Annotated in this window: 21 protein-coding genes and 1 pseudogene; 9 read left to right on the forward strand and 13 right to left on the reverse strand. The window is 38.9% G+C overall.

The features are described from left to right. Positions 1 to 153: 153 nt before the first annotated feature. From J2S08_RS19045 to J2S08_RS19060, 4 genes and pseudogenes are all read left to right on the forward strand, one after another. A complete protein-coding gene (locus J2S08_RS19045; RefSeq protein WP_307232384.1) occupies positions 154 to 906 on the forward strand; it encodes an ABC transporter ATP-binding protein in 753 nt (250 codons plus the stop codon). Further along, a complete protein-coding gene (locus J2S08_RS19050; protein ID WP_307232386.1) occupies positions 903 to 2,873 on the forward strand; it encodes an ABC transporter permease in 1,971 nt (656 codons plus the stop codon). Before J2S08_RS19045 ends, J2S08_RS19050 begins: the two co-directional genes overlap by 4 nt. Before the next feature lie 151 nt (positions 2,874 to 3,024). Beyond that, the gene (locus J2S08_RS19055; protein WP_307232388.1) at positions 3,025 to 3,489 is read left to right on the forward strand and encodes an aminoacyl-tRNA deacylase; all 465 of its coding nucleotides are present in this window, start codon (positions 3,025 to 3,027) and stop codon (positions 3,487 to 3,489) included. 379 nt (positions 3,490 to 3,868) lie between these two features. Beyond that, positions 3,869 to 3,991, forward strand: a pseudogene (locus tag J2S08_RS19060) (sigma 54-interacting transcriptional regulator); the annotation flags it as partial. Between the two features lie 20 nt (positions 3,992 to 4,011). On the opposite strand, the gene J2S08_RS19065 reads toward J2S08_RS19060, so the two are convergent. From J2S08_RS19065 to J2S08_RS19085, 5 genes are all read right to left on the reverse strand, one after another. Beyond that, a complete protein-coding gene (locus tag J2S08_RS19065) occupies positions 4,012 to 4,533 on the reverse strand; it encodes an undecaprenyl-diphosphatase (RefSeq protein WP_307232390.1) in 522 nt (173 codons plus the stop codon). A gap of 145 nt (positions 4,534 to 4,678) precedes the next feature. Beyond that, complete coding sequence (locus J2S08_RS19070) at positions 4,679 to 5,041, reverse strand: DMT family transporter (RefSeq protein ID WP_307232392.1); 363 nt, start codon at positions 5,039 to 5,041, stop codon at positions 4,679 to 4,681. Positions 5,042 to 5,059: 18 nt separating this feature from the next. After that, the gene (locus tag J2S08_RS19075) at positions 5,060 to 5,377 is read right to left on the reverse strand and encodes a DMT family transporter (protein WP_307232394.1); all 318 of its coding nucleotides are present in this window, start codon (positions 5,375 to 5,377) and stop codon (positions 5,060 to 5,062) included. Positions 5,378 to 5,594: 217 nt separating this feature from the next. Further along, positions 5,595 to 6,344, reverse strand: a complete 750-nt coding sequence (locus tag J2S08_RS19080) for a CPBP family intramembrane glutamic endopeptidase (protein ID WP_307232396.1) — start codon at positions 6,342 to 6,344, stop codon at positions 5,595 to 5,597. A gap of 11 nt (positions 6,345 to 6,355) precedes the next feature. Continuing rightward, the gene (locus J2S08_RS19085; RefSeq protein WP_307232398.1) at positions 6,356 to 6,931 is read right to left on the reverse strand and encodes a TetR/AcrR family transcriptional regulator; all 576 of its coding nucleotides are present in this window, start codon (positions 6,929 to 6,931) and stop codon (positions 6,356 to 6,358) included. Between the two features lie 275 nt (positions 6,932 to 7,206). Between J2S08_RS19085 and J2S08_RS19090 the strand changes: the two genes are divergently transcribed. Both J2S08_RS19090 and J2S08_RS19095 read left to right on the forward strand, forming a co-directional pair. Then, positions 7,207 to 7,758, forward strand: coding sequence for a GrpB family protein (locus J2S08_RS19090; protein WP_307232400.1), 552 nt, complete (start codon positions 7,207 to 7,209; stop codon positions 7,756 to 7,758). Between the two features lie 374 nt (positions 7,759 to 8,132). Continuing rightward, positions 8,133 to 8,996: an AraC family transcriptional regulator gene (locus J2S08_RS19095; RefSeq protein ID WP_307232402.1), complete on the forward strand. Its 864-nt coding sequence runs from the start codon at positions 8,133 to 8,135 to the stop codon at positions 8,994 to 8,996. 241 nt (positions 8,997 to 9,237) lie between these two features. On the opposite strand, the gene J2S08_RS19100 is transcribed toward J2S08_RS19095, so the two are convergent. The 6 genes from J2S08_RS19100 to rbsK form a co-directional block, all read right to left on the reverse strand. Next, positions 9,238 to 10,254, reverse strand: a complete 1,017-nt coding sequence (locus J2S08_RS19100; RefSeq protein ID WP_307232404.1) for a LacI family DNA-binding transcriptional regulator — start codon at positions 10,252 to 10,254, stop codon at positions 9,238 to 9,240. A 95-nt stretch (positions 10,255 to 10,349) separates the two neighbouring features. Then, a complete protein-coding gene (rbsB, locus tag J2S08_RS19105) occupies positions 10,350 to 11,267 on the reverse strand; it encodes a ribose ABC transporter substrate-binding protein RbsB (protein WP_307232406.1) in 918 nt (305 codons plus the stop codon). Positions 11,268 to 11,282: 15 nt separating this feature from the next. After that, positions 11,283 to 12,224 carry a ribose ABC transporter permease gene (gene rbsC / locus J2S08_RS19110; protein ID WP_307232408.1) on the reverse strand — a complete coding sequence of 314 codons (942 nt, stop codon included), beginning with the start codon at positions 12,222 to 12,224 and terminating at the stop codon, positions 11,283 to 11,285. Then, the gene (locus J2S08_RS19115; RefSeq protein WP_307232410.1) at positions 12,211 to 13,707 is read right to left on the reverse strand and encodes a sugar ABC transporter ATP-binding protein; all 1,497 of its coding nucleotides are present in this window, start codon (positions 13,705 to 13,707) and stop codon (positions 12,211 to 12,213) included. Before J2S08_RS19115 ends, rbsC begins: the two co-directional genes overlap by 14 nt. 15 nt (positions 13,708 to 13,722) lie before the next feature. Then, a complete protein-coding gene (gene rbsD / locus J2S08_RS19120; protein WP_307232412.1) occupies positions 13,723 to 14,112 on the reverse strand; it encodes a D-ribose pyranase in 390 nt (129 codons plus the stop codon). Further along, a complete protein-coding gene (gene rbsK / locus J2S08_RS19125; RefSeq protein ID WP_307232414.1) occupies positions 14,112 to 14,993 on the reverse strand; it encodes a ribokinase in 882 nt (293 codons plus the stop codon). Before rbsK ends, rbsD begins: the two co-directional genes overlap by 1 nt. A 1,269-nt stretch (positions 14,994 to 16,262) precedes the next feature. On the opposite strand from rbsK, the gene J2S08_RS19130 reads away from it, so the two are divergent. Both J2S08_RS19130 and J2S08_RS19135 read left to right on the forward strand, forming a co-directional pair. Beyond that, positions 16,263 to 16,658, forward strand: a complete 396-nt coding sequence (locus J2S08_RS19130) for a RidA family protein (protein ID WP_307232416.1) — start codon at positions 16,263 to 16,265, stop codon at positions 16,656 to 16,658. A gap of 494 nt (positions 16,659 to 17,152) precedes the next feature. Further along, positions 17,153 to 18,565 carry an alanine/glycine:cation symporter family protein gene (locus J2S08_RS19135; protein ID WP_307232418.1) on the forward strand — a complete coding sequence of 471 codons (1,413 nt, stop codon included), beginning with the start codon at positions 17,153 to 17,155 and terminating at the stop codon, positions 18,563 to 18,565. Between the two features lie 128 nt (positions 18,566 to 18,693). On the opposite strand, the gene J2S08_RS19140 is transcribed toward J2S08_RS19135, so the two are convergent. Both J2S08_RS19140 and rnhA read right to left on the reverse strand, forming a co-directional pair. Continuing rightward, complete coding sequence (locus J2S08_RS19140) at positions 18,694 to 19,422, reverse strand: DsbA family oxidoreductase (protein WP_307232420.1); 729 nt, start codon at positions 19,420 to 19,422, stop codon at positions 18,694 to 18,696. Positions 19,423 to 19,527: 105 nt separating this feature from the next. After that, on the reverse strand, positions 19,528 to 20,175 hold the full coding sequence (gene rnhA, locus J2S08_RS19145) for a ribonuclease H (protein WP_307232422.1): 648 nt from the start codon (positions 20,173 to 20,175) through the stop codon (positions 19,528 to 19,530). 407 nt (positions 20,176 to 20,582) lie between these two features. On the opposite strand from rnhA, the gene J2S08_RS19150 reads away from it, so the two are divergent. Next, a complete protein-coding gene (locus J2S08_RS19150; protein WP_307232424.1) occupies positions 20,583 to 21,434 on the forward strand; it encodes a PRD domain-containing protein in 852 nt (283 codons plus the stop codon). Positions 21,435 to 21,524: the final 90 nt, after the last annotated feature.

The following is a 21,524-nucleotide window of genomic DNA, read 5'->3' on the forward strand; positions in this document are numbered from 1 at the left end:
CTGGTAAAAGCCGCTCTTAATATTTAATGGAGCGGCTTTTATCGTTGCCACCTTCCCCTTTCATCACTTTTTAATATTTTTCCAAAAAACTGTAGGGGGTTGTTGTTGGCCTTCGTCTATTTATGTAGAACGACATTTATAGGGAGGATACATATGACTACTGTTATGTTAGATGTAAAAGAAGTCGATAAAATATATGGTGAAAAGGTAACGTTTCATGCGTTAAAGAAAGTATCTTTTCAAGTGAATAAAGGTGAATTTGTTGGTATCATGGGGCCATCAGGAAGCGGGAAAACGACGTTGCTCAATACAATTTCAACTATTGATTCCCCGACTAGCGGCACAGTGACAATAAATGGCAGCAATCCATATCATTTAAAAAAGGACGGTTTGGCTCATTTTCGCCGCAGAGAGCTAGGGTTTGTTTTTCAAGATTTTAATTTGCTAGATACGTTGACTGTGAGGCAAAATATTTTGTTGCCGCTCACGTTGGATGGCCGCAGTAGGAAAGAGATGGAAAAGCGTCTGCAGGATATTGCCCATCATTTAGGGATTGAGGGAATTTTGCAGAAAAGAACTTTTGAGATTTCGGGTGGTCAAGCACAGCGGACAGCCATTGCTCGCGCCGTTATTCACGATCCAAGTATTGTCTTAGCAGATGAGCCGACAGGAAATTTAGATTCTAATGCGAGTGAAGATGTATTATCCATTCTACGGCAATTAAATAAACAAGGGGCAACGATGATCATGGTCACGCATGATGCGTATGCTGCAAGTTTTTGTGATCGGATTTTATTTATTAAAGATGGTAAGCTGCGGGCAGAAATCAAGAGATCAGCAACACAGGAACTATTCCAGAAAGAGATTTCCGCAACACTTTCTTCATTAAGGGGGAGTGAGGCATGAGCATGAAAGACCTTGCGCTTAGCAATGTAAAGAATCGCAAGCGTTCCTATGGCGCTCATTTTTTTAGCAGCTCGTTTGCGGTGATGATCTTTTTTATTTATGCGATTCTTATTTACCATCCGCAATTAAAAGATGGCATTCAGGCAACAAGTCCAAGTATGGCAAAGTTTGCGACGATGGGCATGCAAGTATCACAATACGTGATTGTGATCTTTTCCTTCTTTTTTATCATGTATTCTGTTAGTGCGTTTTTACAAACACGCAAAAAAGAATTTGGTCTCATGATGATGCTAGGAATGACTAATCGCCAATTAAATCGCTTGCTTTTTATCGAAAATATGATTATCGGCTGCTTGTCGATCGTGACTGGTATTGCAGCTGGTTTGCTGTTTTCCAAAGTGTTTTTATTCGGAGCGGAGAAACTGCTTATGCTTGATAAAGGATTGAAATTTTTTATTCCTTGGAAAGGCGTCGGTTTAACATTCGGTATCTTCTTTCTCGTGTTTATGATTATTTCTTTATTTACCTCGCGTTTTGTCCGTGTAAATGAAATGATAGAATTGCTGAAAGGCGATCGCAAGCCGAAAAAAGAACCGAAACCATCGATTTTCCTTTCATTTTTAGCACTGCTTTTTATCGGGGCTAGTTATATACTTGTGTATCTGTTTGCGACAGAACCCTCGTTTGCAGAATTGCATATTTTATTGGCTGTCGTGTTATTTGCCATTATCGGAACATACTTTTTGTTTAGCCAGCTTAATGTTTTCGTCATGAAAAAACTACAGAAAAATGAAGCTTTGCTCTTTAGAAGAACAAATATGCTGACGATTCCAGAATTGACTTACAGAATGCGTGATAATTCGAATATGTTCTTTATGATTGCGATTGTTTCTGCAGTCGCGTTTACAGCAGTCGGGACTATCGCTGCTGCCGGCAATCAAGTGAATCTAGTGAAAACTGGAAATCCATATGCTGTGTACTATCATTCCTACGGCAATAATGAACAAGAAAATGAGCATGTGGCCCTGATTGAAAAAGAAATGTCGAATGCTGGTTTCGCTAACAAAAAAGCCCATTTGGCTATCAAGCCACTGCTACATGTAGAAGGTCAAAATTATATGGAAGTCATGTCGGCCTCTACTTTTAATAAAGCCTCGCAGCTTTTTAATGGCCAACAAATATCGCTATCAGAAAATGAAGCTGTCCTCATTCCAGGAACCATCATGAATGATGTAGATTTTAAAACTACAGCAGATGGAATGGATACACTTCTTATCGGAGAGCTGAACGAAGAACTCCAAGTATCTGATATGATCAATGAACTTATCGTTCCACAATACCAGTTTTCAAACATCATTGCGGTTATTCCAGACGACATATATGACCGCATCCCTACTTTTACACAAGAAGAGGATGATTTTAGAAGCGAGCAACAATTAATCGGCTATGTAGTAGATGATATTTTAACAACAACAAATGTGTCACAAACCATTTTTGATAAAATTTATCAATCTGAAGATGTGATGTATAACGGGTCATTCTCTTTTCATTCGTTAGCGCAAGATTACATCATGTCTAAGCAAATGAATGGCATTTTACTCATTGTTGGTTTACTCGTAGGTATTGTGTTCTTTGTCAGTGCTAGTAGTTTCATATACTTCCGCCTTTACTCAGACGTAGACCGCGACCGTAGACAATATCGAATGATTTCGAAACTAGGATTAACACGCAAAGAATTGAGTAAAGTGTTGACAACGCAGCTCTTTATTTTATTTTTTGCCCCTATCATCGTCGCTTGCATCCATAGCGGAATGGCATTTTTCGCATTGCAGCAATTGTTGAAGGATATGTGGTCCATTGCCGGCACTACTTTGATCGTTTTAGCCTTCTTCCTTGCGCTGCAAATCGTTTATTATCTCATCATCCGTTGGCGCTATGTGAAGATGATGCAGCGGGAGCTTGTCTAAATCAGTTAATCACATTGTATGGAGTCTTCCTCTCATCATCAGCTTTGGTATGAGGAAGTACTCCTTTTTCACTTTTATCATCTTTACTTTACCTAGCAACGATAATAGAATAGAGGGAAAAAACGACTGTTTATTGGAGAGGGAGAAATGAATGGATCAATACGATTTAAAAATAAAAGAATATATGAAGAAAACGAATATGGATGCAGAACATCTTGTCTTAAATAAATCATGTCACACTGTAGCGGAAGCTGCCGAAGCAGTCAATGCATCTATTCATCAATTTGTTAAAAACATTTGTATGATAGATCAGGATGGAAATTTGATCGTTGCCATTGTAAAGGGGGAAGATCGGGCTAGTACTTCACGAGTAAGTAAAGCAATGAATATAGAAAGGCCACGGTTAGCTGACGAAAATGAGGTACTAGAAGGTACAGGCTATCCAGCAGGCGGTGTTCCCTCTTTGGGCTATGATGCAATCTTTTTAATTGATCCGAACGTAGCGGAACTGGAGGAAATATACACAGGCGGCGGCTCCACTCATTCTTTAGTAAAAATAAAGGTAGAACATCTACTAAAAATAAACAAAGGCAAAATCGTTCGTGTACGGAAGTAAAAAACACAAATCTGCATTTTACAAAATAAGTACTTAAACAGGTAGAGAAAAATTTCTCCACCTGTTTTTGGTATGTCCTCGGGCGATAAACAGCGTAATTTCCGCTTATAAACCGGTGAAATTGCCTTATAAAATAATACATTTAGTTGGTAACTAACCCACTCCCATTGGCTAATTCTTCCCGATTGTCATCGCCGCTTCTACTTTTCCAATCTCCGCTTTTGGGCTTCCTTTCATTACCGAATAAAGATAACCGCTTATGCCGCCGACAAACATTGGAATAAGCCAGGCAACTCCCTGTTCGTATAATGGCAGAAAACCGCTGTCGTTAATCCTGTTAATAGAATAACAATGCCATTCCTGTTGAAGCGAGAATTATGCAGCTACAAATAAAATTCTTAAGGAAATGGTCGAGAGAAAAACTTTTCGCGAGGATTTATATTATCGTTTAAATGTTCTCTCCCTCTCCATTCCGCCCCTTAGAGAGCGAAGCGAGGATGTTTTTGCCTTTTGGGAACGTAGTCATTCGCTCTTCGCTCCTTTGCATGCCTCAGCAAGTTTGGAATAGTAGTCCACAAAGATACTTGTTATGCTGCCTATAAGAGCACTCCCAATAATATCTGACGGATAATGATGTCCAACCCAGATGCGTGAAAGTCCTGTCAACATCGACAATCCCCACATGATCATGCCGAGAAATCGGTCGCGAAGAAAGATAGATGTAGAGATAGCAAACACAAGTAACGTATGTTTGCTCGGAAAGGAAGAATTCGTTTTTGCAGGAATAAGAATCCCTACGCAGCGATTGATAAACGGACGAGGCCTAAAATACATTATTTTCATTACTATGTGAATGATCATCGTCACAATTGCAGATGTTATTGCATTTGTAGTCACTTTTTGCGAGCATTTTCGGAACCACATAAAAATCAACACAATCATAAATACAAACCGAATTTTATTTGAAATCAATATCATCAGCATATCCAATGGTGTACAACGGCCTGCCAGTCCATTGATCGCCCGAAACATTTTGTCGTCCATTACTTGCAGCTCCTTTTTATTCGATATGCTTATTGTTGCCTTTGCTAAGTAAAAACATGTAGGAACTTTATTGGTAGAAACTTATCTTGTCCATATATGAAAAAACCGATTTTTTCTATAGTTAGAAAAAATCGGCTGTCTTGTTTTAATGAATCGTATCTTGTCCTTCTAAAATTTTGGCTGTCTTTTCACCTTTAGATTTGTTAATAAGGACGATCCCAAAGATTACTAAAAACAGAGCGAAAATTTTAAAAAAGCTCAAATTCTCTCCGAATAATATAACACCAATAATAGCCGTTAATGCAGTTCCAACGCCAGACCAAGTCGCATAGGCAACAGACAATGCCATACTTTTAAGTGCTAAACTCAAGAAAAAGAAAGATGCTAAGAATCCAATGATTACACCTATGCTAGGTCCTAATCGGGAAAAACCATTTGATAATTTTAGCATTGATGATCCGAATAACTCACATGTGATAGCAAACGCTAAATAAAGAACACCTTTCATCAGACTTCTCCCTTGTCTTTAATTCGTTAAATTTAATAAAGCGAGACCAACGACTAAGATAATGATCCCTGCAACACCTTGCTTGCTTATTTTTTCTTGAAAGAAAAGAACGCCTATTAGCGCGGTTAAGATAGTCCCTAAACCACTCCACGCAGCATAAACAAAACCTAAAGGAAGAGTTTCCAGTGTTATGCCAAGTAAATAAAGGGCTAATCCATATCCCGCTAGTACACCCAACACAGGAAAAAAACGTGCAAAGCCGTTTGACAACTTCAGCATCGTTGATCCGAAAACTTCTGATACAATGGAGATTCCTAAAAGCAAGTAGGCGATCATTGTTGTTCATCCTCCTCTACTCTTTTCAAAGAGGTACCGAAAATGTATTATTTTTGTTGATTAATCTTAACACGCAATAAAACCGTCTTGACTAGACGGCATAGCTGCATTATATGATAAAGTAAATAAACGATCAACAGAAAAAAATCCCATTACGTAAACATTTTTTAACACCATTTTACTTTGCACTAAAATAGATTCATCATGTACGCGCATATCAAACATCATATCGGTCAGGCTCATCTAATCTCGTGCTTCTTTCCTTTTTCATCATCAAAAAAAGGTAAATAGTATATATAATGGAGAGCGCCAAAACAATCAATAAAAGTGTAAAATATTGGGTGGCACTCTCGGATTTATTACTAATAGAATTGAAAAAGTTATTAACAAAATGCCAGATCATGCCTGGAATAATACTGTTGGTAATAAGATACAGCTGCGCAAGTAAAATACCGATTAAAATAGCAAAGACGACTTGAACGATTGTATCTATCATTGACTTTCCACCTATGATATTAACGCTATGTAATAGTCCAAATATAACTGAAGAAACAATGATTGCAAAATGAATTCCCTTCGGTTTCAATGCATTTATTAAGAAACCTCTAAATAATAGTTCTTCTATAAAAGCAATAAAAATCATCATCATCGCATACATAAATATGTCCAACAGCGACAATTCTTTATTCAAACCTTCAAACAATACGAAGCAAGGAATGATAAATATAGGGATAAAATAGAGTACCTTTTTTGCCTGCAAGCGGCTAATAGCTTGAAAACCATAATAAGAAAAGGCGTTTTTCTTTGTATATAAATATAATATGAGCACCATTGTCAACGCGAAAGAAGCTATACACTGCCCCCTACTCGGTTCGTACTCTAATATCGAAGCAATGGCTGCTCCGCCGGAAATGATGACAAGATATAGTAGGACCCACATAAGCGCCTGATAAAAGGAAGGTTTCATATACGAATCTCCTATTCCGTTATTTCTACATGAGAAAAAGCTTCAAAAGCTTGATTCAAATGTGTAATGATTTCCTCGTTTGACAATTTAATGTTGTTCGTTGCAATCATTGTGGCAATCCCATGAGTAAAGAGCCATATTTTCATAAAAATATCTTTTTGATCGCCTAATGATTTATCTTCGCTATCCCCGCTATTTGGAATCATCTCTAAAATAAAAAAATGCTCTTTGTTATTTACCAAATCGTATATACTATTCATTTGCAGATTGTTAGACAGAAACAACATATGAAAAAAATTACTTTCATTTTTTGCAAATTCAATATAAGCAACGCCAATTCGTAAAAAAGGATTTACATCAGGCATCTGATAATGAGTAAGATAGTCACCAAAATATTCATTAATGCGATGAAATAAATCACTTTTTACATCAGTCATATTTTCATAAATTCGAAAGATAGGCTGTGTAGAGCAATGTAAAGCCTCTGCAATCTTTCTCGCTGTAACAGATTCAAATCCATGCAATCTAGTCAATTCAAAAGCAGTATTTAAGATATCTTCTCGAGAGATTTTTTGTTTTGGCGGCATGGATATCGTTCCCCTTTAAATAACACTCGTTATATAACATATGTTATTTTATTAAAATTTTTACGTTTTAGCAAGGAAAATTAATTATGTGGGGCATCATACTATTTTCTAGTATGGAGATGAAAATTGCAGACATGATTAAATATTGATAATATGAAACTTCCATTAGTGAAGGGGCTTACTGAAATTTTTCTAAATACTTTCACATTTGCTTTCACTAATCCCAAGAAAAAAACGAACTTATAACCTTAATCGTGTGATTGGAGTGATCAACGTTGGTGTCCTCTAAAAAAGAAAATCCATCTGGTATCGAAATAGTTGCATATGACGAGAAATGGGAAAAAGCTTTTTCATTATTAGAGAACGTTTTAGTGAACGCCCTAGAAGATTTAATCTTATGTATAGAACATGTAGGAAGTACAGCTGTTAAAGGGCTGGGAGCTAAGCCCATTATCGACTTAGACATTGTAATTGAAAATGATCAGCTTCTGCCTAATATTATTCAGCAATTAAGTCGTTTAGGGTATATCCATGAAGGTGATTTAGGCATAAAAGGGAGAGATGCCTTCGCTCGTCAAGATCGATTCGTTCCTTGGAGTGAGACGGGTGAACAGTGGATAGCGCATCATTTATATGTTTGCAGCAAAGATAATGAAGAATTGAAGAGGCATTTAGCGTTTCGCAACTTCTTGCGTGAACACCCTAAAGTGGCAGCAGAATACGAACTTTTGAAAAGAAATTTAGCTAAAAACGCAAAAACTCGTGCAGCGTATACAGAAGGAAAGAGCGCTTTTGTGGAGAGGATATTGAGGAGCTGTGATGAATGAGAAATTTTGATCGTTTACAGCGCTGTATGTTCATTCGGTGATGTTCAACTGTTTATTACATAATCTCTTAAAAACTTGATCACATTTTTATCTACCTGTGCTGCTCCCTTGCCGATCCAAATCAAATGTCCACAAGTGTCCACAAAACAGATTTTAGAGCCCCTCCATTTTGATCGCTGTTCGTTCATCTAGTATATCATGCAGGAAACTTTCGTCATGTAATACTATATATGCCAACATACTAGTAAAACTTTTGGTATAAAGTAATCTGTGCTATAGTCACAATAATAAAAATACCTGTCATAAGTGAGCAAGGAAAGACCGGATCATTGGCCAATCTTTTCATAAGATAGAGTACGAAGGAGGAAGTCGTTTTGGAAGCATTACAGCGAATGAATGATAGCCTAGATTATATGGAACAGCATTTAGTAGATGCTTTCTCCATTGAGGAAGCTGCAGCGTTATCGTGTATGTCGAAATTTCATTTTCAACGGATGTTCCAGATGTTAACGGGTATGACAGTTGGCGAGTATATGAGAAAAAGACGATTAACCCTAGCTGCCCAAGACTTAGCAAATTCGCAAATGAAAGTGATAGAAGCTGCTTTGAAATACGGTTATGAATCGCCAGAGTCGTTTTCAAAAGCTTTTCGGAAATTGCATAGCATCTCCCCTTCGGAGGCTCGCTCGTCAGGCCAATTGCTTAAAGCCTTCCCACGACTTTCCTTTCATATTCAATTGAAGGGAGCAATCGAAATGAACTACAAATTAGTAGAGAAAGAAGCTTTCACGATTGCCGGAAAAGGTTTGCGCCTAAAAATGGGAGACAAGAAAAACAATGAGGTCATTCCTGCTTTTTGGGAAGAGTGCAACACGAACGGATTTTCAGAGCGTCTCGAACAACATGCTGGTGAACTAGGCGTTGTCGGCGCATGTATGGATTTTGATCATGAGGCCGAAATGTTTACTTATTTTATTGGAGCAGAAGATACATCAAAACATATGGATGATCATAGCGAGTTGAAAAACATTCCAGCAGCAACATGGGGAGTCTTTGAAGTGATTGGTCCTATGCCGAATGCAATTCAAGAGGCATGGCAGCGGATTTTCCATGAGTGGTTTCCATCCACTGGCTATGAGCATGCTGGAGGCATGGAGTTTGAAGCCTATTCCCCCGGCGATCCATTTGCAGATGACTATCGCACCGAAATTTGGGTGCCAGTGATAAAAAAGAAATAAAGTGAAACTTTCATGAGTGGGAGTTTTTCTCTCATTCCCCACCTAGACTGCTTCGATTCCTCTTACTTCCCGAGGTGGGGGTTTTACTCGTCAGTTAGATGTGGGATAAACACTGAACTGATTCAAAAGTCTTTTTGACATTTTGGGTCAGTTTTTGTTTTAGCATACTTGCCCATTGTGAATAGTAAAAAATAAAGTCAATCGTTTCTCAATGCCTCGCCATGAGGCGGAGTCTACCTGCTTAATGCGGGACAAATCCGAGCGTTGATTCACGCTTGACGAGTCTGACATCTAATTCTACTTGCAGTGTTTCATCCGCCTTTTTCTCAATTAAATGAATCAGTTTATTCGTTGCAGCAACACCTACTTCATAGATTGGCTGTTCTATTGTCGAGATTTCCGGTTCTACCATATTCGTAAGCTCTATACCGTCAAAGCCAACGATTGCTATTTCTCTAGGTACATCGAAATTCAATAATTTTAATGCTTTTATAGCGCCAATTGCCATTAAATCATTTGCAAGGAAAATGCCATCAATATGTGGATTTTTTAGCATTATTTCATTTGTAATCGCTTTTCCGCTTTCAAAAGTAAAATCGCCCTCATAAAGAATCAGGTCTTTTTCTGGAAATCTTTTGCTGATTGCATCAGTGAAGCCGCGAACGCGATCAATTGATGGGAGATATGATTTAGGGCCGCTAATGTGCGCAATATGTTTGCAGCCTATTTCAATTAAATGTTCTGTCGCTAAAGTCGCCCCTTTATAATTATTGATTTCGATAGAATGATAGGCATCGTTATTTGCCGCTCTATCTATTCGAACGAAAGGAACATGCAAACTTTCGATAGTCTGTAAAACTTGATGATTGAAATGAAAGGAAGCGATAATAAAGCCGTCAATGTACCTGCTTTGCAAGTTTCTCCAAAAATGATTGTTTTCTAGTTCCCTTTCCTCTGTATTGATAAGGACAATGCTATAGCCTTTTAATCTAGCTATTTCATCGATCGCAACAACAAGTTCTGGGAAGAAGGGGTTTTTGATGTCTGGAATGATTAAAGCAATCGTATTTGTTTTCTTTCTTGCGAGGCCTCTTGCAATCTCATTTGGTTGATAGTCTAGCTGTTTCATTACTTCTTTAATTTTATTTTCAGCACTTTCGCTAATATAACCATTTTTATTCAAGTAGCGAGAAACGGTAGCCACAGATACACCTGCTTCTTTCGCAACTTCTCTGATCGTTACTTTTTTTCTATTCACGGATCGTACTCCTCTGTTCATGTCCTTTTCTATCATATGAAAATGTGATCAATGAGGAAATTACCCTCATTGATCACCATACGTTTATTCTATATTTATTCTTTGATTAATTCCAATTCAACTGGAATAGAAGCTTCAACTTTTTCGCCTTTTAGCGATTGCACAGCAGCTTCAACTGCTTTTTTACCGATTAATTCCGGTTTTTGGGCAATGGTTCCTTTAAGCTTGCCATCTTGGACAGATTGTACAGCATCATCTGTTGCGTCAAAGCCGACAACTGCGATGTCTTTTCCTGCTGCTTCGATTGCTTCAAGGGCACCAAGCGCCATTTCATCATTATGAGCAAATACACCTTTAATGTCTGGGTTCGCTTGAAGGATGTTTTCCATTACCGTCAATCCTTCCGCACGGTTAAAGTTTGCTGTTTGTTTTACTACAACATCTAGTTGTTCTTTTGCCACATTGTTAAATCCTTCACCGCGGTCACGAGCCGCTGAAGATCCAGCGATTCCTTCAAGTTCTGCAACTTTGGCACCTTCGCCAACTATTTCAACTAAGAACTCACCTGCAATTTCGCCGCCGGCTGCGTTATCTGATGCGATGTGAGAAACAACTTCTCCCCCTTCAGCGCTGCGGTCAACTGTAATAACTGGAATACCAGCGCTATTTGCTGATTCAACAGCTGCTACAACGGCTTCAGAGTCTGTCGGGTTAATTAAAATCAAATCGACACCTTGTTGGATTAAGTCTTCAACGTCACTTGCTTGCTTTGATGCGTCATCTTGTGCATCAACAACTGTAAGGTCTGCACCAAGTTCTTTTGCCTTTTCTTTCGCCCCATCGCCTAATGTCACGAAGAACGGGTTATTCAAAGTTGAAATAGAAAATCCAATCTTATAGCTGCCATCGCTATCTTTAGATCCAGTTTCCTTCTTAGAGCCCGGTTCATCTGTCGAACAAGCGGCAAGAGCGAGGATGAGAGCCATCACTAAAACTAATTTTACTTTCTTCATTTTTTAATCATCTCCTTAAGCTGTTTTTTTGCGATCCAATAGAACTGCTACTAATATAACTGCACCCTTCACCACTTGTTGGAAGAAGGAGGATACACCAATAAGATTCAATCCATTATTTAATACACCGATAATCATGGCACCGATTAATGTTCCTACAATCCATCCTCGTCCGCCAGTTAAGCTTGTCCCGCCAAGAACAACTGCCGCAATGGCATCGAGTTCAAACATACTTCCAGCTGTCGGCTGAGCAGAATTGAGCCGAGATGTTAAAATCAACGATGAAAGCGCTGCTAGCATTCCCGTTAGCGCATACACATAGATTTTTACTCGATCCACGCTAATCCCCGATAAGCGGGAAGCTTCCTCGTTGCCACCTACAGCATATACACGTCGGCCGAATGTCGTCTTTTTCAAAAGAAAGTACAGTACACCAAAAGCGATTGCCATCGTTAAAACTGGAACTGGGATTCCTAAGAAATAACCTTTTCCTAACATTTTGAATGCTGCAGAATCTCCGAGTCCTGAAATTGGTTTCCCTTCCGTATAGACGAGTGTCAAACCACGGTAAATTGTCATTGTTGCAAGTGTCGCAATAAATGGCGCCACTTTTCCTTTTGTAATAATGATCCCATTGATCGCACCAAGTATTGCTCCGAGTATGAGCCCGATTAACATTGCGAGTATCGGGTCTGTTCCACCAGCCATGAGACCGGCTGTCACCGCACCCGATAATGCCAACGTCGATCCAACTGATAAATCAATCCCGCCAGTTAAAATGACAAACGTCATCCCAAATGCAATAAGCGCATTAATGGACACTTGTCTTAAAACATTTAACAAGTTGTTCAATGTTAAGAAACTTGGACTCATAATCGAAATAATAATGACGATTAGCAGGAGGCCAATTAATGGACCAATCTTTTTTAAAATGGACTGAGAATTAGTCTTGAACAACTTTTTCACCTCCAGTAGCATAATGCATGATACGTTCTTGTGTCATTTCTTCTTTCCGAAGATCAGCCATAAGACGCCCTTCATGCATGACAAGCACACGATCTGCCATGCCAATTATTTCGGGCAGTTCAGATGAGATCATCAAAATGGCTACTCCCCTTTCAGCAAGCTCGTTTATAATTGCATATATTTCTTTCTTTGCGCCAACGTCTACACCTCGAGTTGGTTCATCCAATATCAACACATTCGGCTCGATGCCAAGCCATTTTGCAATGACGATTTTTTGCTGGTTGCCGCCACTAAGCGATTTTGCTGCCTGGTTCGGACCAGATGTTCGAATATCTAATTTTTTAACCATCGTCTCATACAGCTGTTTCTCCCTGCTGTCTTGGACGATGCCATTGTTCGAAACTTTTTGTAAGTTCGTTAAGCTCAAATTATCTTTTATCGAGAAATCAATGATCAGTCCCTCAGATTTTCGATCTTCCGTCACGTAGCCGAAACCGAGTTTTTTCGCTTGCATCGGATTCGCAATTTTCACTTGTTTGCCATCGAGCAGAATTTCACCTTTATGGAGCTTCTTATAGCCAAACAAAGATTGAACGACTTCTGTTCTTCCTGCCCCCATCAATCCGGCAATGCCAAGCACTTCACCTGCTCGCAATTCAAAAGACACATCTTCAAAAAATCCATCTCTTGTCAGACCCTTGGCTATTAGCTTCACTTCGCCAATCTGAGCATTCCGTTCTGGAAAACGCTCTCCAAGTTCACGCCCGACCATCATTTGTACAATTTCATCAAATGATGTTTCTTTAATCGCTTTCGTACCGACGTATTGACCATCCCTTAGAATGGTGATCCGGTCACATAATGCGAATATTTCTTCCATACGGTGAGAAATATAAACGAATGACACGCCATTTGCTTGCAATGAACGAATAGTAGTAAATAATGTTTCAATTTCACGATCGGTTAATGCCGCTGTCGGCTCGTCCATAATAATGAGTTCAGCATCTGAAGAGGTTGCTTTTGCAATTTCGATCATTTGCTGTTTACCGACCGACAATTCGCGAGCGACTGTCGTCACATCAACATCAAAACCGAGTTCAGATAGTATTTTCTTCGCTTCTTTGTTCATTTCTTTCGTTTTCAAGATGCCGCTATTGCCGTATGTTTTTTCTTTCCCAAGGAATAAATTTTCCGCTACCGTCAAATCTGGCAAAATATTTAACTCTTGATGGATAACGGCTATTCCAAGTTGCTCCGCTTCTTTCGGATTTTTAAAGTCTACAAGTTTGCCGTTTACTTTTACCTCACCCTTATCACGCGTATACATTCCTGTTAAAATTTTCATTAAGGTTGATTTTCCGGCACCATTTTCCCCCATAAGAGCGTGTATTTCCCCTTTTCGTACAGAAAAATCAACGTCTTTTAGGACGGGATTACCACTGAACGATTTATCAATTCCAGTCATTTCAATCATCATTTTCACCTACTTTCAGAATATAACGCCTGATTGCAGCACAATATTGGCAAAAGGTGTCGCCTCACCTGTACGGATGATGACTTTTGATTGGGTTGTTAATGCTTTTAAATCGCTATGCGGCATTTCGGCTACAGTTGACACTGTTTTTTTAATCGCATGGTACATTTCTGCATTCGAACGCTTCATTTCGCTTGCTATAAATGCACTCTCGACTTCCAAGTCTTTCAGCACATGTTCAAAAATGTCCATAAAAGATGGTTTTCCTAATGCATAAGATAAGTCAATACATGGTACATCCTTTGGAATAGGCAACCCACAATCCGCAATCGTTATTTGATCTGTATGTCCCAGTTTTGCAAAAACAGCTGCAAGTTCCCTGTTCAATATTCCTTGCTTTTTCATCAGCTTTCCCCCCTTAATCGCTGCTCCACTTCAGCACGTGTTGGCATACCGCCTTGTGCACCAAATTTTTCAACGGAAAGAGATCCAGCTGCATTCGCAAACTTAACCGCCTCTTTCAAATCGAAGCCTTCAACGATTGCATATGCTAAAGCTCCATTAAACGTATCGCCTGCTCCCGTCGTATCAACGACATTTGTTTTGAACCCTTCGACGATGACATGCTTTTCTCCGTCAAAAAAGCGAGCGCCTTCGCTGCCGAGTGTAACGATAAGTTGATTTGGATAACGTTCCAAAGCAGCTTCCATGTTAACACCAAAAATATGTTCACATTCAGTCTCATTTGGCGTTAAAAATGTCGTGTATGCAAGAAATTCCTTTTGAAATCCACCAGCAGGAGCCGGGTTTAATAAAACAGGAATTCCAAGTTTGGCACAAAGTTTTAATGTATACATAATGGTTGGAATAGGAATTTCTTGTTGTATGATGACAAGTTGACTTTTTTGAATGATCTTTTTCATTTCTTCTATATAAGAGGGTGTCAATTCATAATTGGCTCCTGGAACAACGATAATGCGATTGTCACCACCAGATAGTAAAATATTTGCAATTCCAGATGCAACTGCATTGTTTTCTAGAACGCCATCACAATTTACCGAGTTTGCTTGCAAATTATCCCGCAACTCTTTGCCAAAACTATCTTTGCCGACACTTGCAATCATTTGTACATTCCCGCCAAGGCGGGCTGCCGCCACTGCTTGGTTAGCGCCTTTGCCGCCTGGAACGGTCGTAAACGATTGCCCGAGTATCGTTTCCCCTTGTTGGGGAAAGTCATCCGTTTGAACAACTAAATCCATGTTGATACTGCCGACAACTGTAATCATTCTTTCTCACTCCCTATCTGCCTTATCCAATGAGCTTCTACTGACAATTAGTATGCTCGACCTCATCATCACCTTTTTTTAAAACATTTCATATTTTCTCACTGCCGTCTTGCAACTTACGGCAATCATAAAATTTGATTTAAACGTCTAGTTTCACATTGTAAACCCATACCCTGGTGACAAGCTGCAATAATCTTTCATTATGTGTAACCGGTACCACATTTAGCTAAATAAAGTGAAACTTCCATCAGTGGGGATTTTCTCCCATCCCCATACAAAGGATCTAAAGCTAAAAACGCGACGTCCTCGAAAAAGGAAACCGCTTTTTCTTCGTGCGATGTATCACTACCGGAGCTTTCCTAGTCCTGTCGCAACGCTTGAGTGACCTACGTCCTGTAGGCCCGAACCAATCGGACATTTGACTTTCAGTTATCCCCCACCTAGACTTCTTTGATTCCTCTTACTCTTGAGGTAGGGGTCTTACTGCCAGTTAGATGTGGGATAAAGTAATTTCCAGCAAGTTTATTCGTTAACTTCGTTGTACCTATTACGACAATATCTGAATCTTATTGTATTTACACTTATTAGGAAATAGAATCCGCTTTCATATTATTGTGTAACCGGTAACACATTTCAATTATAATATAAACGATGAACAGAGAAAGTGTCAATGGTATTTTCATACTTTCATGATATTCTGCACAAGAAGACATCGATTATACGAATTTGCCAGCAAAAACCGTTCCCCTTTAGAGAACGGTTTTTGCTACCTTATGAAAGAACCTATTAAAGGGGTACAGCCAACATTTCGGAAATTTTGTACGCTAAGCAATATTAACTTAAAAAAGTCGAGTTCCTATACGCTAAGGGCCCAACTTTTTAAAATTGACTTGTCTAACTAAAGCCCCAGTTAGTCGAAGAACAACTTATACAAACTATCTTTTTAACTATTTGATGAAACTAACCTCCCCAATAAGCGACAGTTGATACTTAATTTTGAATTATATGGTATTGCACATAGGGTAGAAACTATGATAAGATACGTCTTATAAATTCAGTCACAACTAAATGTTTTGCTAGTATAGAAAAGGTATTATCTCACACTATAAAAAAGGGGAGTGTCAAGTCATGAAGAAAAAAATACTTACGTTTCTATCTATGGGCTATGGATACTCTACTGCCGTTTTCTTTTAGATATTCAGAAATTGGTGAAGTCTGTCTAAATTGATAAGAAAATGAGCAAAATTTTATAGTAGGTGAGGTAATAACATGAACGAAAAAATCATAAGAACAAATCCTGAATCTATGCCCAAACCCTTGGGTAACTATACTCATATCACTAGAGTGCCAAAAGATGCCGAGTTATTTGTAACATCGGGTCAAGTTGGAGTTGATATGGACGGTAATGTTCCTTCTGACTTTAACGAACAAGTAACAAACACGTTCGCAAATATTAAAAAAGTCCTTGAATCTGAGGAATTGAATCAGGATAATATTATAAAAGTAAACATCTGGGCAACAGAAGAAATAGATTGGGAACACTTAGATTCTAAGTGGAAAGAGCTTTTTGGAAGTGAATATCCAGCTATGACTATTGCTTATATATCTAAGCTAGGTTTACCAGAGTTGAAAATTGAAATTGAACTTTGGTGTGCAAAAGTTTAATAGTCTAAAAAGAGGCCGGGACATAACTAGCCAAAAATAATTAAAAAAGGTTCCAACCACCAAAACGGATGGTTGGAACCTTTTTTTATAGGTTATTTTTTTACTAAATGGCATGCTAGTTGTTTGGTAAGCGTAAAATAATCCCCACTTGTCAACCAGATGGGGATTATTTTACGCTGACAATCAAATTACAGAAGCAACGGGAATAAGTAAAACTTCAAGATTGGGAGAATTGTTTCGTTCATTTTTTGATCAATTAACGTATATTGGCAACAATATTTTTTTTATTCACTATTTTATCATTCTGTTAAAGCTGGTAAAATATTTTACAATATCCCACATTAGATAATCTGTTATGTACAATGTAGTTTTTTCCGAACAATGTGACTAATTTGTAAAATCATGAATGAAGCATATGAACGATTCGGTTTGATTATGCGGGAAGACGGTAAGCTGTAATTGATGATGAAATCAGAAAGGAGAGGGATAAGAAAATGACCATGATTGAAGAAGTGGTAAACATAGTGAATGATTTTTTTTGGAGTAAATTTTTTATTTATGTTCTTATTATCATTGGTTTATATTTTTCTTTTCGAACAAAATTTGTACAAATTCGTTTGTTTAAAGATATGGTACGTTTATTAGGGGAAGGGATAACAGATTCAGAAGTTAGAAAAAAGGGTGTTTCGTCTTTCCAAGCGTTTGCCATGAGTACAGCTTCGCGAGTTGGAACGGGAAATTTAGCTGGTGTCGCTATTGCGATCACACTCGGTGGACCAGGTGCAGTGTTTTGGATGTGGTTGATTGCTTTAATTGGTGCTGCCTCCGCTTTTATCGAGAGTACGTTAGCACAAATTTATAAAGTAAAAGATAAAAATGGATTTCGCGGCGGCCCAGCTTACTATATGGAAAAAGCTTTGAACGCGAGATGGATGGGAATTATCTTTGCTGTGTTAATCTCTATTAGTTTTGGTCTCGTCTTTAATGCGATTCAAACGAATACGTTAACTTTAGCATTTGAAGGTGCCTTTGGATTAGAGCGAAAATATGTTGGTATCGTGATCGCTGCATTAGTGGCAATTATTATATTTGGCGGTATCAAACGAATTGCTCGGGTAGCGGAAATATTAGTTCCATTTATGGCCGTTACCTATATTTTAATTGCTCTTTATATCATCGTAACCAACATCACTCTGCTACCGGGAGTTATTGCATTAATCTTTAAATCTGCATTTGGCATTGAACAAGCGTTTGGCGGCGGCCTTGGTGCAGCTATTATGCATGGGGTAAAACGAGGATTGTTTTCAAACGAAGCGGGGATCGGAAGCGCTCCAAATGCAGCTGCCATAGCTGATGTGAGCCATCCTGTGAAACAAGGGCTTGTTCAAACGCTCTCTGTGTTTACAGATACGATTTTGGTTTGTTCAGCAACAGCCTTTATTATTCTCATGTCAGATATTACACCTAAAGGGCAAGACGGCATCAAAATTACACAATTAGCACTAGAATCACAAGTCGGGAGCTGGGCGCCAGCGTTCGTAGCCATTGCGATCTTACTATTTGCTTTTAGCTCATTAATCAGCAACTACTATTATGGGGAAACGAATATTGAATTTTTGAATACACATCCATTTATTCTCCAAGGCTATCGAATTCTAGTAATAGGAATGATTTTATTTGGTTCTGTAGCAAAAATTGAATTAGTTTGGAATATGGGTGATTTCTTTATGGCGTTTATGGGCTTATTTAACCTGATTGCCATTCTACTATTAGGAAACATTGCGATTGCTGCCTTAAAAGATTATACGAAACAGCGAAAGCAAGGAAAAGATCCACAGTTTCATGAGAGTACAATTCCAGGCTTAAAAAATGTAGAATGCTGGGGAGATAAAGAATCATCAAAATGATACATTCTTTATAGAATTTTCTGATGAATGAGTAGTAGAGTCAAGAGATGGCTTAAAAAATGTTCAGTAGATCGCTTAGACGAATTGCCATAAAAAAACCGTTCCCCTTAGAGAACGGCTGTACATTATTATTGGTGTTTGTTGTTTGGGATAGCACAGTTACCATCCGTACAGCTGGCATCGTCTGAGCCTGACAGCTCTTGAAGCTTCGGTGCTGTTTGCGCTTCGTCCCAAGCCTTTTGCAAAGCACCGACAAATGTTTCAACTGGCTGTGCGCCCGAAATCGCATACTTTTCGTTTAAGACAAAAAACGGTACGCCGCGGATACCCATTTGCTGAGCCATCTGCTGATCTACTCGCACTTCATATCCATAAGCATTATCGTCCTGAAGCACAGCTAATGCTTCTTGGCGATCTAAACCGATTGATGCAGCAATATCAGCCAACGTTTCATGGCTGCCAATATGCTTTGATTCTGTAAAATGTGCAGATAGCAGCTGCTCTGTCAATGTGGCTTCTTTCCCTTTCGTTTCAGCAAATTTTGCCAAACGATGAGCAGCAAACGTATTGGTCGGGATCATCGTGTCAAAGCGAAACGTCAATCCCACAGATGCTGCCTGCTCTGCTACGCCGTCGCTCATTCTCTTTGCTTCCTCAACACTCATCCCATACTTCGATGCGAGCAACTCATTCATCGTCATGTCCATATCCTTTGGAGCATTCGGATCAAGCTCATAGCTTTTAAAAACGACCTCCACTTTATCCTTGTGTGGAAACTGGGTTAGCGCCTCTTCTAACCGGCGCTTTCCAATATAACAAAACGGACAAACAAAATCGGACCACACTTCTATTTTCATATGCTAAGCACCTCGTTTTTCATTTTCACGTATACCCATTGTAGCATATGGAACCGCAAATCTCGTTTTTAATGCTTAGCGTGTTTTTTATAAAGCTAGTCCTCGCTACTTCCTGCCATAATCGGCCTTTATTTCCCCCCAAACATCGGTTTGCCATTTTAATATTTTGTTGTCATATGTATGTTGTTCAAGCCATTTAATCGCACGATCAACTAGCGTCCAAATCTCTTCCGTCGAAGCATCCCGTTTCAATGTGGACGATACAGCTTTTTTCTTCACCCATTTAATCGCGTTCATCGAATCGCTATAAATCGTTTTATTGCTGCCGATTTTCTGTAAATAAGCCAATCCATGCACAATCGCTAAAAACTCACCCAAATTGTTCGTCCCTTTGCGAATTGGCCCATACGAAAAAAGAATTTCCCCCGTCCGCGTATCGACACCCTTATATTCCACAATCCCCGGATTGCCGCGCGTACCGACATCGACAGAAATACTATTATAATCAATTTCCTCAAGCGTGGATGCAGCAGACTTCGCAATATTGCCCGGTTTTTTAGTAGTCTTCGACTTGCCTTGCCCCCAATGCTTCTTCCAGCCCTCTTGAAAAGCCTTCTCCGCCTCCTCCCGAGAGGAAAAAGATTTAAACTTCGCCTGATCAAAATGATTCACCTGCGCTTGGCACTCCGCCCAGCTCGCATAAACCCCAGGCTTCATGCCAACCCACACAACATAATACTTCTTCTTCGCCATGTTCACACCCCTTCCTTTTCTAAAAGCGACTTGACGCTTTATCCACTTATCTGTTCTTCATCCTAGTATAAACGTATTTTTCCTAGAATGAAAACAAGCCTTTCATCCTAACTTCATTTGCACAGGGGGATTCTTGCCGCGATTCAGCTAATTGACCTGAGTGAAACAGATATATCATGATACCATTCGCTTGGAATTAGTTAGGTAAGTTACCAAAATGATAGATCAACTATCTATTAAAAAATAAATTGACAACGCATTCAAATCGTGATACCTTTTACATATGAAAAAATGAATACTGGATTGTTACTGATTCGATCAGGCATTACCTATGTTGAAAGTGTATGAATTATTTCATGTATTTTTAAGATAGGATTTTTTCATTTCTTGATGTGGAGGAAGCACCTATGAAGTTTGTAAAAGCTTTTAACAACAATGTTGCCTTAGTTGAAGATTCCTCGGGTTTAGAATGGGTCGTTATGGGAACAGGCGTCGGTTTCCAGAATAAAAAAGGGGACAAGATTGATCAATCTGTTATTCGTCGTAAGTTTGTTGCAGAATCATCGAGAACCCGTAGACCACTCGAACACATTCTAGACAACATCAAACCAGAAATACTGAACACTTCTGTTGAATTAATCAAGCAAGCTGAAGCAGAAATTGGCGTAACATTTAGCGCGAACATTTACTTAACCATTGCTGATCATTTGAATTTTGCTATCGAGAGAAGCAATGATGGTCTTGAATACACACAGGCAAGTCGGTGGGAAGTAAAAAGACTTTATCCAAAGGAGTATCAGGCAGCGGTTCATGCGATTCGTTTCGTATATGATCGCCTCGATGTCCTTCTCCCTAAAAGTGAAGAAACTTTTCTAACGTACCACTTTGTAAATGCACAAAATGAGCAGACGAATATAAAAGAAACGATGAAAATGACGGAGGTTATTAATCGGATTATTGAAATCGTCCAGTATCACTTTCAGCTAAAGCTGGATGAAGAATCGATGAACTACTCACGTTTTGTTACTCATTTACGTTATTTCGTCTTACGCCAGCTTGATCATGAACAAAATGCTAGTTTGCAAACAGATCTTGCTATCCTTAATTTAGTAAAAACAAAGTACGCGAAGGCCTATCAAGCAGTCGCAAAAATTTCAAACCTGCTTCATAAAAAGTACGGCTGGTCATTATCATCAGACGAAAGCCTTTATTTAACACTTCATATTTGGCGGGTTACCAACAGTACTCATATAAAATAACGTCTATCTTTTTGAGGATTGTTACTGATTCGATCAGGCATTACCCAAACAGACACGCATGTAGAAAAACATGCTTGGCTCTGTTTGGGT

Origin of the sequence: Bacillus chungangensis (assembly GCF_030812995.1) — a bacterium.
GTDB classification, from domain to species: domain Bacteria; phylum Bacillota; class Bacilli; order Bacillales; family Bacillaceae_C; genus Bacillus_CF; species Bacillus_CF chungangensis.